Below are 14,465 nucleotides of genomic sequence, written 5' to 3' on the forward strand. Positions count from 1 at the left end.
GAAAGCCCCGCCCGCCCGCGAACGGGACGGGGAAGTTTGTGCTAAGCGCCGGGGTCAACAACCCGACGCCAATAGCAATCATAACATGGGATCGACGGCGAGGAAATTGATGTAAGATGAGAAATCGCAACGAGAGGGCATCCATGGGCCACGAAGACATGGTGATCATCGGCAGAGTGTCGGGCGCCCTCGTGATCGGAGCGCTGATTGGGTTTGAGCGAACCTTTCACGGTCGCCCTGCCGGTTTCCGTACTCACTCCCTCGTCTGCATCGCTTCCGCGATCCTTATGATCGTGACGGTCTATCAAAACCAATGGATGACGTTTCTAGAGCATGACGCCATCCGAACCGATCCAACCCGCATGGCGCAGGGCATCATGACCGGCATCGGATTTCTTGGCGCGGGAGTAATCTTTAAAGAGGGCCTAACGGTACGCGGCCTAACTACAGCCGCCTCTATCTGGGTAACGGCAGCTATCGGCATCTTGGTCGGTATCGGGTTTTGGTTTGCTGCCATTGTCGGCACGGCAGCCGCCCTCATTGTGCTGGCTCTGTTTCGCTATATTGAAGCTCGGCTGCCAAGCGAGTTCTACGCGCATCACATGCTCAGATTTGCACGCGATCACGTTATAGGCGAGGAAGAGGTGCACAAGCTTATCCATGACCACGGGTTCACGATTGCCAACCTGTCGTCGCGACTAAGCGAGAGTGGCCAGCAGTTCGAATACCGCATGACGATCAAAAGTAGAGACCGCAAAAATGCGGAGGCACTGTCTACCTACCTTCGTGGACGGCCTGAGGTCGTTGAGTTCAGGATCACTCCGACCGGCGACTAAACGGGGGCAAATGTCCGAGCTGGTTCATTCGCGCCGCCTCCGGCACGTCCGCCTCAGGTCCGGTTTGGGTTATCCCGGACATCTTTGCTGACGACTACCGAACCAACCTGAGCGCCCCAAAGTGAACCTCGCGCATCCGGCAGGGCTGGCGTATCGTTTACCGGGCAATCAATAGGGGGTCGCAACAGTGACGCCTAGCGAAGCACTGCAGCACATTCGCACCCTCGTGGAAGCATCGGCCGAATTGAAGGACGACACGCAACGCAAGGTGTTGCTACGGAGCGTCGTGGTGGTCGCCCAGAAGGGTCTCGGCGTGGCACCGGATGGTGTGGCTGAATGTGCACCGAACGTGCTTGCGTTTCCTGTGTCGCGCGGGGGCGCTTAGGGGACTATCGACGGTATCTCATGATGCGCCCTGTGCCGTAACCGTTGCCGCAACACAGCGCCGAGCAGCTTCGATGTCCGCATCCGATGCACCCTTGCTCCGCGCGTAGGCTTCAGCAGCAGTGGCTGAGTAGAGGGCCACGTAGTAACGAACGAGCACACAGGACATGCGATGCTTGAGGTCGAGCTTCGGATGGTCGCTCGCTTCGGCGGGACCGGACTGGGAGCAAAGGACCGCGAGCAATAGAAGCCAACGCCAAGCCATTTTGCGCCCTCCGGGGACCTGGGAAGCCAACGCGGCGTCGGGGACATTGGTTCCCCATGGACGCGCAGGCAAGCTCTCGAAGCGAAAGAAAGCTGCCCCACTCTCCGTACAGACGAGACACCAGTCTACGTATAACCAAGGGCAACCGGTCACCAAAAAAAGATTGTCTGAAGCATCGGTCTTCTGCTCCGCCTAAGGTAGGCGCTTGACATGTTTTCCTGCAGCGCAGCCGGTGACGACCTTCGTCAATCATTGAGTTCGCCGTGGCCACCATGCTTGCCGCAGCACTACTCAGCATACCTCTCCTCTGCATATACCGCCTCCCCACACTGAGCAGAGAGGCCGAATGAAAGACATACCGCACATGCCCAAGAACATCCTCGCAGATGGTGGAGAGCATCCCCACGAAAACCGATGCTCACCCTGGGGGAGCCCGGTGCAGACACCATGGGAAGCGGTTCACGTCGGGTGTGCCTCGGGGCGCCTTGAGGCACCAAACGCTCCCGTGGAGAGCTTTGGGATACACCGGCCCCACAAGGGTCAGACACGCAGCCAAATCGCTTCCACGGGCTTCTCTGTGGGAACACGGGTGGCCCAAAGGCTGCGAAGGGCCACAAGAGAGGAAAAACACCACCCGGTCTGCGACATTAATGCACCCCTCAACCTCCTAAGAGGGCTCCTCCGTGGGCTCAGGAGGGTGCATTGGCGCCTCTTAGTAACACCAGAAACACACCCCCTTTTATACGGCTCCAGATTTATATTCTTAGAGCCTTGGGGGGTGCATTAGCGGCATCACCGCTCAATCATCATCCATCAGCATCCGTACACGCTCATTTATCCCCCGAGCTGACACAAGTTGCTCTTAACTACCATTATCAGGATAATTCCTCATGCAGACTACTATCGGCTCGCACGGGCTCGCTCTCGTGTCGCCGCAGGATTACTCAGTGCAAATGCGCAAGCATTGGTCTGAGACGCTCAACATGCCCATGCCACCAGCCTTGATAGACGTTCATCTGCTAATGGCAGAAGAGTTCCAACGTCAGATTATCAACAACGCCACCAACGACGATGGCAGCCCTTCCGTGGTGCTCCCGTTGCCCACGGGGAGCGGTAAGACCCAAGGCACGTGTCTCTATGCCTCTATGCAGGCTGACTTGAATGCCCATGCCAAGGAGAACCTCAAGCCTGTCGGCGTGGTGATCGTTACACGCCTGATCGAAGACGCTGACGATATTGCCAAACAGATTAACGAGCTTTCGGGCCGTGTTGTGGCTGTGGCGCACCATACCAAGAACAAAGCGGACATCATGAAGGTGTTCAATAGCGATGTTCTGGTGATCTGCCATCAAGCGTTTCTCAATGCCGCCAAGGATTGGAGCGTGCAGGATCGTGGGCGGTGGGATCGTATCTCACAATGGCGCGGTGGTGCTCGGCGTCTTGTCATAATCGACGAAGCCTTAGCAAACGTCGTTGACAGCAATAAAGCGACTACAGCTAATTTGACGACAGCGTTGATGAGCATCCCGCATGAGCTTAGGCAGCTCTTCCCCGGTGCCATCAGGACACTGGAGTGCATGAAGCGTTGGTTGAAGGCGAAGGAAGCCGGAGACGCTGGGGACAGCACGTCACTTCTGTGGGGTGAAGGATCGGAAAATGTCACTAAAGAACTTCGGCTCCTTCGTGAGGCGTTGAGGGGTGTGGACTTCGACCCCAGTCTCTTCAAGGAAGATGCACCGACAGTCGTGGACGAGATACTTCAGGACGTTGAAGCCATGTTTGCGAGCTTTGCCTACTACTTCAAGAGCGGCGACCAGCATTCGATCAACGGCGCAACCTACTTGCTGCCTCCCGGATTACCGGGCGCTGTGATCTTGGACGCTACAGCGAACAATGACGTCCTGTACCAACTGCTCAAGGGTCGCGTGTATGTCGCTCCTATTCCGCCCGGCGTGCGTGACTACAGCAACGTGACCCTCCACGTCGCTCGGACAGCCTCGGGGCTTGGCAAGAGCGTTACAGATGACACGAAGCATCTTAGGCTCCCACGTCTCGCAAAACGTCTTTCAGAGGAGATTGCCCCCGGGCGCTCAGTGTTCCTGTGTGTCCACAAGCACTCCGAAGCGCTCGCAGAGACTTTCAGTACTGACAAGCTCAAGTTCAATGTCGGTCACTGGGGAGCAATTGACGGCAAGAATACTTGGAAGGATTGCGACGTCGCTGTCATCTACGGACTGCCCTACATGGATCAACGGCGCGCTATCAACAATCTGTTCGCCACTCATGGGCCTCAGGATACCGCGTGGCTGCAAGCAAACACCCACAAGAAGCGCGTCACTCTCGTCAACGTCATCATGCAACGGCACCTATCAACGTCGGTAGTGCAGGCAATCAATCGCATCTGTTGCAGACGTGTGATAGACGAGGACGGCCGCTGTCCGATGTCTGACGTGTACGTCCTGTTGCCAAAGAACTGGCAGGGGGACGCCATCCTTGACGACATTCAGGCCAACATGCCGGGGATCAACGTGGTTCCTTGGGACTTCGAGCCCGACGGTCCTAAGGTGTATGCGCCCCGCAGTAGCTCAGCCCACGCTGGCATCATCTCCCTGATGGGGTGCCGCGAGCCGGGTCTGACGCCCTTCCCGTTCATTCAACGACAGCTATCGCTCAGCAAGAAGCAGATAAGCAGGGTCAAGGAGCAACTGCTCGACGGGGGCAGCAACATCGCCAAAGCTCTCCGAGAGATTGGCGTGAGTTATCTCGTCACGGGCATCGGTAGAGGCAGCAAGAGCTACCTCGTGAAGGCGTAACGAACAGACAGGCCGCACACAGGTTTCCTCAGGAGCCCGCGTGCGGCCTTTTTTCAAAGGCGGCATTATTCCACATCATTGGCGGAGCGCGCTTTTGATTTGGTGGGCGGCGTCCATCGAATGCCTGATAGGTGGAGGCCATTGTACTGAGCTTTCTCAACAGCTGCATTGAGTGTAGCGAAGCCGAACCGCCGGACCATGTCATCCGAACCATAGCCCCGCGCTACAGCATTTCCGCCGGCGTGGCCCGTTAGCGCATCATTGACATCTTCGTTCACACCCGCAGCGCGCAATGCATCCTTGAAGCCATGGCGGAATGAATGAAAGACACTATTTTCGTTGTCGATACCGAGCGACCGTTTGTAACGTCCAAACCACTTCGAGAATGCTTCCCCAAATCCTCCCTTGGAGCCTTGCTGCAGTTCGGGGAAAAGGCGAGCGGATTGGCCATCGCAACTTCGCATCTGCTCGACGAACTCCATAAAGCCGATCCGCACCAACTCCGGGTGAATGGGCACCGCCCGAACGGAGTTCTCGGTCTTGAGGCTTCGACCTACTTCGTCGTCCTCAATGACGGTCAGGAAGCGCACGCCAGAATGAGCATCGAACTTCACATCGTTGGCACACATCGGCGCAAGCTCGTTCAGTCGGGCACCGCTGTAGAGCGCAAGCAACGGTAGCCAATACGCAGCCTCGCCTTTTCCACCTTTCGGTCGGGCTCCTTGAATGTAAATCGGCGAACCGAAGAGAACTGAAAGCTCCTCCGGCTCCCAAGGTCGCCGTTTGGATCGAGGAACCTTTAACCGCATCCCCGCTACCGGATCGGTCCAAGGGATTTCATCAGGAATGACACCGTTCTTGCGTGCCCAGTTCAGTACGCCTTGAAGACATGTCAGCCATTTGTTGATGGTGGCTGCACCGATACAGATCGTACCGGGATGCTCGCGCGACCATTTTGCAAGTTCTGGCAAAGCTGCTTTTCTGAGCTTTCCTGCTCGTTGCTTTGGAACGAGTTGCGCCGCATCGCGAAACTCACGAACATGCTTCCTGTTGATCTGAGCCACATCCAAATCACCGTGTAGCTCGATAAAGCGGTCAATCCCGCGCGCGAACTCCATTCGTGTAGAGATTGGACGAGCTTCCACTTTGTCCCAGCCTTGGTAGGCGGCACGCAGGGAACAACTCGACACTGGGGCTGCGCTGCTGGGCTCAGGCAACTTCGGGCTATCAATCGGCGCACCCCGGTTGCGCGCACGGATGTCCTCTAAGGCGCGCACCTCTGCTCTGATCACAGCGAGCGCTACCTTTCGGTAGTCGGCGCAAGCGGGGTCTAGGTTGATCCGAAATAGCTGAAGCAATTCGTTCAACTCGTACCGGATGAAGTTGACGTTGCCGCGCGCCAAGGCCTCTTTCGCTGCGGGCAGCACTATTGAGACATCTTCCTCAATCTTGTGCATCATGCGATCCGACAAGCCAGAGCCATTCTCTTCAGCAACAGAGAATGGGGTCTCGAACTCGATCCCCGCCTCCGTGAGCTGCCGGTGGACGCTTGCGAAACCCGGGTCAGAGCCGATGCCTTCCTCGCGCAGTTCCTCGTCCGCGCCAAGCTCATGCGCATAGAAGTAATCGGCGATCCGTTTGATTTCGGCTTCGGTCAACTCTGTCCGCACCGGATGCTCGACAAGGAGCGCCTCAGCTTGCGCGAGGATGCGGTCGAACTTCATCATGACGGGTTTGGCGAGGACCTTCGCCTGCTTTTCGTCCTTGGTTCCCAGCGTCTCCTTGAGCCACGAGACGCGCTCCTTGGGGACACCCATCGCCCTTGCGGTGGCTATTTCGAGCCCCTTAGGAACCTTCTTGCGCACATGAAAGACGCCGTGTTCGTTCTTGATTAAACCCATTCCCACACGCGCCATTGATCCCACCGCTTGATACCAGTGCGGCAGGACGAAGCCATTGAACTTTCGAGTTATTCCCAGAAAATAAGGAGTTCTTGGATTGCTGGCGCGCCCGAAGAGATTCGAACTCCTGACCCCCAGATTCGTAGTCAAATCTAATTCGTTGAAATCACCAGTATTTTTTGCAAACAACGTCAAATTGGTAACCCGCGATGACAACGGGTTACATCTGGATTGCAAACCATTTGGCCCCGTTCAGGCACGTCGCCCAGTGTCGCCCTTCCGATAATCAAGGGGGCGCGCAAGATCGCTGCCAATCTTTGTGGGCGCAGTGATAGCGCATTAGTTGCTCTGAGAGCGACCACAGGCCGATTGCGCCAGTCCGTAAATATCCCGACTTCTTTCGTTCAAGAAACGTTCAGGGAACGGAAAGAACTTTCCCGAAATGGGCAACTTGTTTCCGAACCAGAACGAAGGCAGACCACGCGCGGCCTCGGCTTCAGCGCAATAGCAACCGCCAAGGTCTCAGTTCTATTGTTGAAGCTGTCTGCCAGTTATCGGGTCTGGCCCCATCTGCATCGGCCCCGCCGTCATCTGCTGCTGGGCAACGGGCTTTTGAAATTTAACGGCGACACGGCTATGCGCGAGTTCGCGCCAGCGTTCTGCTTGGCCTAACCACTTCCAACTGTTCTCTGGCTCTGCCCTTGCGCGTTGAAGGCAGCGCAACTCCATCTCGCGGCATTCGGAAATGTCGTTCAAGGACTTCTCCCGCAGTTTCCCGCCGTTGGGGATACCTATATTTTGCGCCGAAAACGAGAAAAGAAAAGACAACGTTATTGACACGTCCCCAAGGCGTGTTCCCAATCGTGCAAACAGTGGATAACGCGCGCCTTGAATCCGGCAGTTCTTTGGGGGCGTTCAGCCAGCCGGGTTAGAGCCGCAATTGAACCTTGCAGTAAGATTGGCCAAGCCTCTAACCTGCAACCAGACCGTTATGAGCGGCGACAGTCCCTCGGAATCCCCTTTGTTTACTGGTGAATCTGACCACGTTCGCTCACGATTGGCTTCGTTTGTTCACAGCATATTGGTGGTCAATCGGTGGTCGCAATAGCTGCGAACAAAGTCGCCTGTGGTCGCCGACTAGTGCGGTGACGCTGACACTTGAAAGCGATCATGGACTGAGGCGTGAAGTGTCTTAGGGCCATCTCGTCGCGGAAAATGTCGACGTCGCGATGCGGACGGGAAGGCTTACCTTCCTTGGACGCGATAGCGGGCATGGTGGATTGGCGTCAATCGTGTGTCCAAAATTGTACGCCGCATAACATTGTACGCCGCATAACAGAGCGCGTCGTGGTTTGGTCCAATTTGGAACAACAATGGAGTCTGAATTGCTGCAAGGACTGGTTCCATCGTAATGCGTACAGCGAGGCAAGAAATGGCCACAAGACTACAGCGAATGCTCAAACGTTTGCCGACGCATGTAGCCGACATCAAGGACAATCCCCGATGGCTGCCGATGTTTGCGCTGGGGCGCGTGATGCTGTTCCGCAGCCTCGCATGGAAGTTGACCGCTCCGCCCGAACACATCGATTTCACGAACACGCTTTTCCCGGAACTTGACGTCGAGCATGTGACGGAGCAGTTGCGGCGAGACGGACTGTTTCAGGGCGTCAGGCTTCCGACAGATATCACGTCGGAGATCTCTTCCTTTGCCCGACGCACGCCCTGTTTCGGCAATTTCGACCGCAAAATTGAGCTGGTCGCCGAGGACCATCGCTCGGTCGAGCTTGCGACCGGGAAGGCCATTCTCACCGGCCACTTCTTCGAACGCGTGCTGGATTGCGAAGCGGCCCGCCGCGTCCAGCAGGATCCGCTATTGTTGCAGATCGCCCAGAACTACCTGGGAGGCGAGGCGCGCGTCACCGCGACGCGGCTGTGGTGGAGCTTTCCGAGCAAGAAGGCGAAAGACTACGACCTCCATTTGGCCTCACAGGACCGGTTTCATTTTGATCTCGATGATTGGAGGATGATCAAGTACTTCTTCTACATCGAAGCGGTTGACGAAAATTCGGGCCCGCATGTCTATGTCGTGGGCAGCCACAGGCAGCGCTTCCTGCGGCACCAGTTCACCCTCGTGGTCGGCCACCCCTCGGAGGAGATCGAGCGGACCTATGGCCGCGAAGCGATCGTAAAACTAACGGGCCCTGAAGGCTTCGGCTTTGTCGAGGATCCCTTCGGATTCCATATGGGTTCGCTGGCCAAACGCGCGCCGCGGCTCGTCCTGGAGATCAGCTTCGGCGTCAGCGAAAAGCTGCACCGTCGTTTCCATGGCGAGCCGGTGATTCATTAGCTGCCAGTCGGGCGGTTGCGATGTGCGCCGACACGGCGGCCGACGATTAAATCGTCCTGCGGCCCTCACCGGAGGGGTACCCGGAACCGGCACCCTTCCTCATTTCGCGCCTTTGGTGGCTGAAAAGCTATTCATGGGGGACCGCGAGGGAGCAGTTTGTGCTTGCGGCCAATGGGACGCCAAGGTCAGTTCGAGATCAGTAGCACTCAATCAGAACAGTAAATTGTCTAATTTTCTTCGTCAGGTTTTCTAAGTTCAGCTCTTCTGTCTGAGCGGACGATTGATAATTTACATTGCCGAGATCGAGAAGGTTTATGACCGACGAAGCCTTTATGGCGAAATTGATGTTCTGCGGAATATCGTCCGTCACATTTGCTACAGCAATCGCATTCAGCTTTGCGACTATAACCCCAACGACGTTCGCTCTGAAATCAACCAGTGGTCCGCCGCTGTTTCCGGGCTGCACCGGTGCCGAAATTTGTAGCTGACGATCATTATCCTTGATGCCGGCAAGAGCTGTCACGAATCCTGTCGATACGTTACCTGATGATGCCAAGAGACCTATAAGCGGAAAGCCGTACAATGCGACCGCTTCGCCTTGATTGACCCGCCCCGATTCCCGTATCCGCGCAAACGCTTCTCGGCTGGTATCTGCTTTAAGTAAAGCAAGATCGTCTGAAGTGGATGCTCGGACGAATCGAAGTGAGAGTCGGTCTCCAGAATTGTCGGTTGCCACCAACTTTCCGCATGACTTGATGACATGCTCATTCGTAATGATGTAGCCGTCGCCCGATACAAAAAAGCCACTTCCCGAAGATTTGGACGAACTTCCGGCCACTGACCGATCAGATCTATTCCCCGTGCGAGTGCGGTCATCCTGCAAACCGCCGTTAGCGGAGTCACCGCAGTCTTTGAATTGGCTTGCTTGGCAGAGGCGCGCCATTCGCTGCGCCTTATCAATCTGCTGGGCATTCATCTTCACTACCAGCGCATCGCGAAGTTTTTTTGCTTCATCCATTCCCCGCGAAGAGGCGAGATTTAACCACATATGTGCTTGAACAAAATCCTGCGAGACGCCTTTGCCCAGTATAAGGTACCTCGCTAGATTAAACTGAGCGACTGAATCACCCTGAGCCGCTGACAGGGCGTACCATTTGGCTGCTTCCGCAAAATCCTGAGGCACCCCTTCGCCTTGCCCGTACATTGCCCCTAGATCGTTCTGTGCGGCTGGTTGTCCTTGCGCAGCTGCCAACTTGAACCACTTAAGGGCCTCGCCAGAATTCTTGGCGACGCCTCGTCCTGCTAGGAGCAATTGAGCTAATCTCGTTTGCCCATTGGCGTTACCGCCTTCGGCAGCAAGGCGATACCATTTGACGGCTTCCTTTGGGTCGTCTCGAACGCCTTGGCCGACCTCATAGCTCTTGCCCAGTTGATATTGGGCTTTTGGATTTCCAAGGTCAGCCGCCAACCGATACCACTTCAATGCTTCCTTTTGATCCTTAGTAACGCCGTACCCGTCCGAATACATATTACCGAGGTTGTTCGCGGCAATAGCGTTTCCTTGTTCGGCGGCCGATTTGTATAGCTTAATTGCCCCCGCAAAATCCTGAGAGGTGCCGCGACCCTTCTCGGTTAAATAGCCGAGATAAAGCTGCGCCGAAGAATAGCCTTGATCGGCGGACTTTCGCGCCCACTTTGCAGCCTCGGTGTCGTCTTGAGGAACGCCAATTCCTTCAAAATAGCTTTTCGCCATTTCCAATTGGCCAACGGGATTTCCGTTGTCGGCGGATAGTCGAAACCACTGTACGGCTTCGCTCACATCCTTTTTGACACCTCTTCCACTTTTCAGCGCCTGTCCAGTAAACGCTTGACCGAGTGCATTTCCCTTGTCGGCGGCCTTCCTGAACCACTCTGCACCGTGGCTTTCGTTCCTCGGAACTCCGAGTCCATTGTAGAATAGCGTGCCTACAGCAACGACTGACTGTGAATAACCGAGGTCAGCGGCCTGCTTATAAGCCTCCATTGATTTGTCAAATAACTTAGCCTTTTGGTAGGCTCGACCTAACTGAAAAACGAAACGAGCAGTACTGGGATATTGCTTCGATGCGTCTAAGCAGGCTGAAATTGCAGAGTCGGATTTAATTGATTCTAGAGGCACGCCACCGCCAAGTTTTTGCTGATCAACATCGCTTGCTGCAAGCCTGTCACAGTCGGTTATAGGAACGTCTTGAGCAAAACCTTCCCGACTCATCAATGGAGAAAAAGCAATCAGTATAACGCGAACAGCTAAATTGGTCTTAGTCGACACAACGAGTCTCCTCGCAAACCGCAGCAATTGATTTCCTGATCTCGCTATCAATATCGCCGACGCAACGGACAACATTCGAAGCGCCCAACTTTCTGTTACTTTCGAGCAGCCAATGCGTACCGTTTCACCGCACTCGACTAATCGTATTGGGCGAAACATTATAAGACCTTCCCAACTCCCGAACAGACTGTCCCTCGGCTTTTCGCCTGCGTATTTCGTCTTGCTGATGAGGCGTCAGCTTATGCTTGCGGCCCATTCGGACACCTCGGCCTTTGGCCCGCTCCCGGCCTTCTGCAGTCCGGGCCTTGATAAGTTCGCGTTCGAACTCCGCCAGACCGCCAAGGATCGTCAGCATCAGCCGACCGGCAGCAGTTGTCGTATCCGCCCATTGCTCCCCGAGGGATTGGAACGACGCCCGATGGTCTCCAACGGCCTTTAGAAGCGTCAGAAGGTCGATAGTGGACCTTGCCAGCCTGTCCAGCCGCGTGACCACCAGCGTGTCTCCGGGCCTCAGGGAGGCCACCAATTTGGCAAGGGCGGGTCGATCTGTCTTTGCGCCGCTGGCGGTCTCCTGAACCACCCTGTCGCATCCTGCGGCCTTTAGCTGTTCGACCTGACCATCACAGGACTGGCCGGTGGTACTGACCCTCGCGTATCCGATTTTCATGCCCCATTATGACACGGAATTATGACACATGCAAGCCATTGATCGTGCAGGTTGTGTGATCCGTCCCTTTATTGTTGAATTCTGACACGCGCTTCCAAGGCGATTATGCGGTACTTGACAGAAGCCTCAGCCATGGCAATATCCTCCTACAAACGAGGAAACGCCATGACTGCCGTCAAGCGCCCCAAACCAGTTCATCAAATGACTATCGCCCAATTCGAGGCGGCGTTTCCTGATGAGGAAGCCTGCCGCAGCTATCTGGTTGCGCGCCGTTGGCCGAACGGTGTGCATTGCCCGCGTTGCGGCAATGCCAAGGTCTACGCGCTGGCATCGGGCTATCATTGGCAGTGCGAAGCCTGCCAAGCGAACGGCTATCGCTTTTCGCACATTGCTGGCACCATTTTTGAGAACACAAACAAGCCGCTTCGCGAGTGGTTTCGCGTCGTCCATTTGATGCTGACCAGCAAGAAGGGAATTAGCGCCCTTCAAATTCAACGCGTCATGGGCTTCGGGAGCTACGGCACGGCACATTCCATGTGCCACAAAATCCGCGCGGCCCTCATCGAGCCCGAAACCAAGCTTGGCGGCATCGTTGAAGTTGACGAAACCTTCGTCGGCGGCAAAGCCAAGAACCGGCATTGGGATAAGCGCGACGGCAAGCCCGGGCCGACCGCCTCTGGCAAAGCGATTGTCGCTGGCGCTGTCCGCCGCAAGGGTAACGTGATCGCCCGCGTCGTCGATAACGTTCGCGCTTCCACCTTGGTCGCGTTCGTCAACGAGGCCGTTTCGAACAAGGTTAGCTTGCTCTGCACGGATCAATGGGTTGGCTACAAGGGTCTCGACAAGACCTATCCGCACGCCACCGTTGACCATGCGAAGCATCAGTATATTGTCGGCGCTGTCCACACTCAAACGATTGAAGGCTTCTGGAGCATCTTCAAGCGCGGTATCGTCGGCTCGTTCCACAAGGTCAGCGCCAAATACATGCCGCTGTACGTTGCCGAATTTCAAAACAATCGCTTCAATGATGACATTTTCAGAACGGCGATTGAGGGATGCTAAAGCGCCTGACAAACGGCGAGTTTGCGCTGGCCTTGTTAGTCGCCAGTCTCTTTTGGATAGCGGTTCTCGCTTGGGCGACATCATATGCGCCTGCCAATCCAGACAAGAAGGCATGTTATCAAGCCGCCGAAAAGTCCGGCCGTAGCACAGAGGAATGCAAAACCTTCTGGGAGCGGACGACGAGCGATCCTATCGCTATGTTCACCCTCGTTTTGGCGGTCTCCACAGTAGGCTTGTGGACTGCCACAATCCTTCTCTACTTCGCTGGCGAAAGACAACTCGCCCATGCCAAATCCGAATCCGAAGCGGCGGATTTTCACAGGAACGTCCAATATGACCAGATATCCGAACAAATCACTGCCTTGAAAGACAGTGCCGTCGCCGCCGAAGAAAGTGCTAGAGAAACCCGCAATCTTGTCTGGAATGCCGAAGCTACTGCCGAACGCCAGTTGAGGGCCTATGTCCATGTGCGCGATGTGGTCATGTCCGAGATGAATTCCGGGTTTAATCCCAATATTGAAGTTATCATCAAGAATTTCGGCCAGACACCCGCGCGTGAGATAGTGAACACTCATGAAGTGAAAGTAGCTATCGATCCGAGAGAAAGCAGTTTCGCATTGGATAGAGCGAAAAGAGGTGAGATTGTTGACCTGGCTCCGGGACAAGAGACTTTCTCTAGATTCAGTATCCCATTCAACCAATGGGAAGATATGAAGCCCGAGCTTAATGCAAAAAAACAAGTGTTTTATGTCTTCGGTCGGATCGACTACATTGATGTCTTCAACAAACCGCGTTGGACCGAATATCGCTACGAACTTACGGTCGATTCGAGGGGGATTCTCGATGAAACATCCCTCGTCGTTGATGGGTATGCTGGCAACAGGGCCAGCTAGAGCCGCATTCGCGACACAGCCCAAAACACCAAGCAGTCCAAGAACCGCGCCGCCCTGTCTCAGCCATCGTAGGGGTTTTGATCTCTTTCTGTCAAGTCACGCATAATCGCCCTTCCAAGGATTCGGTCGGGAAGGGACCGCCTTGGTGGCTCAAGTCATCGACGATAGGGCCGAACAGGCTATCCGAATATCTTCCCGAACAGATATCCGAGAGCAGTTATCGTTCCGGCAACTGCTATCCCAACCAAGCTGTCTTTCAGCTTCGTCGCATATTGGATGACCAAAGGCTTTAAAAGCGCGACCAGCGCATCCACCCGAACCCGTGTAGCTCGCAGGAGACGCCGAGCAGCCGACACCTCGGCTTCACGTTGTTCCCTTTCGAGGGGATCGTCGAAATCGTTCGCTTCTCGAATAGCCTTTTCAAGCGCCTCCATTGCCTCGTCGGCATCGAGGTAGCCCTTGCTGTTGTGATCAACCGCGACGACGCGATCCGCCGCTGGGATGTCGGGCGGATTGTCAAAATGTTGTTCGATGTGCCGAATGAGTTCGCGAGCCGTGGGTTGAAAGATTTGTTGCCCGATGTCCGAGATGTTCGTGTTGAAATTGTTCTCCGAGTAGAGAAAGTCATGCGTAAAATCTATGGGTTCGATCTGGCCAGTGCTGAATGCCCGCAACAACGCCACGCGCATCGCCAACTTATCGGTTCGATCCTTCGGCCAATCAAGCCTTCCACTCCCGACCATGCTGCCGATGGATTTCTTGCATTCCGCGTACCACGACTTCAGATCGACCTGACTTTCCAGATTGCCGACTATCTTCTTAGCCGCTGGCGTTTGGTCGATTGTGTCGAAGAAGTTTGCCAGATGATCGCGGAAGAACTGGTAGCGCGCACCCATTACTGCGTCGCATAATTCATTGTACACCGCGTTGAAATTGGAAAAGTCGGTCATCGTCAATCCAATTATCGGGCGACCAGAGGTCTCTCCACC

At 55.3% G+C, this 14,465-nt stretch carries 11 protein-coding genes; 6 read left to right on the top strand and 5 right to left on the bottom strand.

Annotation, left to right across the window (positions count from 1 at the left end; translation table 11 throughout):
- Positions 1-143: 143 nt before the first annotated feature.
- The 3 genes from V1289_RS17585 (at position 144) to V1289_RS17595 (ending at position 4,298) form a co-directional block, all read left to right on the top strand.
- On the top strand, positions 144-836 hold the full coding sequence (locus V1289_RS17585; protein WP_334398066.1) for an MgtC/SapB family protein: 693 nt from the start codon (positions 144-146) through the stop codon (positions 834-836).
- A 187-nt stretch (positions 837-1,023) separates the two neighbouring features.
- Positions 1,024-1,221, top strand: a complete 198-nt coding sequence (locus V1289_RS17590) for a hypothetical protein (RefSeq protein ID WP_334398067.1) — start codon at positions 1,024-1,026, stop codon at positions 1,219-1,221.
- A 1,154-nt stretch (positions 1,222-2,375) separates the two neighbouring features.
- Complete coding sequence (locus tag V1289_RS17595) at positions 2,376-4,298, top strand: DEAD/DEAH box helicase (protein WP_334398068.1); 1,923 nt, start codon at positions 2,376-2,378, stop codon at positions 4,296-4,298.
- A gap of 65 nt (positions 4,299-4,363) precedes the next feature.
- Here V1289_RS17595 and V1289_RS17600 read toward each other — a convergent pair whose 3' ends face one another.
- Both V1289_RS17600 and V1289_RS17605 read right to left on the bottom strand, forming a co-directional pair.
- The gene (locus V1289_RS17600; protein WP_334398069.1) at positions 4,364-6,394 is read right to left on the bottom strand and encodes a site-specific integrase; all 2,031 of its coding nucleotides are present in this window, start codon (positions 6,392-6,394) and stop codon (positions 4,364-4,366) included.
- A 333-nt stretch (positions 6,395-6,727) separates the two neighbouring features.
- Positions 6,728-6,955 (bottom strand): hypothetical protein, encoded by a 228-nt coding sequence (locus tag V1289_RS17605; RefSeq protein WP_334398070.1) that lies wholly within the window; start codon positions 6,953-6,955, stop codon positions 6,728-6,730.
- A 697-nt stretch (positions 6,956-7,652) separates the two neighbouring features.
- On the opposite strand from V1289_RS17605, the gene V1289_RS17610 reads away from it, so the two are divergent.
- On the top strand, positions 7,653-8,546 hold the full coding sequence (locus V1289_RS17610; RefSeq protein ID WP_334398071.1) for a hypothetical protein: 894 nt from the start codon (positions 7,653-7,655) through the stop codon (positions 8,544-8,546).
- 196 nt (positions 8,547-8,742) lie between these two features.
- Here V1289_RS17610 and V1289_RS17615 read toward each other — a convergent pair whose 3' ends face one another.
- A complete protein-coding gene (locus tag V1289_RS17615) occupies positions 8,743-10,854 on the bottom strand; it encodes a trypsin-like peptidase domain-containing protein (protein WP_334398072.1) in 2,112 nt (703 codons plus the stop codon).
- A gap of 124 nt (positions 10,855-10,978) precedes the next feature.
- Positions 10,979-11,521 (bottom strand): recombinase family protein, encoded by a 543-nt coding sequence (locus tag V1289_RS17620; RefSeq protein WP_334398073.1) that lies wholly within the window; start codon positions 11,519-11,521, stop codon positions 10,979-10,981.
- A gap of 165 nt (positions 11,522-11,686) precedes the next feature.
- Between V1289_RS17620 and V1289_RS17625 the strand changes: the two genes are divergently transcribed.
- Both V1289_RS17625 and V1289_RS17630 read left to right on the top strand, forming a co-directional pair.
- A complete protein-coding gene (locus V1289_RS17625; protein WP_334398074.1) occupies positions 11,687-12,583 on the top strand; it encodes an IS1595 family transposase in 897 nt (298 codons plus the stop codon).
- On the top strand, positions 12,577-13,476 hold the full coding sequence (locus V1289_RS17630) for a hypothetical protein (RefSeq protein ID WP_334398075.1): 900 nt from the start codon (positions 12,577-12,579) through the stop codon (positions 13,474-13,476). Before V1289_RS17625 ends, V1289_RS17630 begins: the two co-directional genes overlap by 7 nt.
- 179 nt (positions 13,477-13,655) lie before the next feature.
- Here V1289_RS17630 and V1289_RS17635 read toward each other — a convergent pair whose 3' ends face one another.
- Entirely contained in the window at positions 13,656-14,426 is a 771-nt protein-coding gene (locus V1289_RS17635) for a hypothetical protein (RefSeq protein WP_334398076.1), read from the bottom strand.
- Positions 14,427-14,465: the final 39 nt, after the last annotated feature.

It is taken from the genome of Bradyrhizobium sp. AZCC 2289 (assembly GCF_036924615.1).
GTDB lineage: Bacteria > Pseudomonadota > Alphaproteobacteria > Rhizobiales > Xanthobacteraceae > Bradyrhizobium.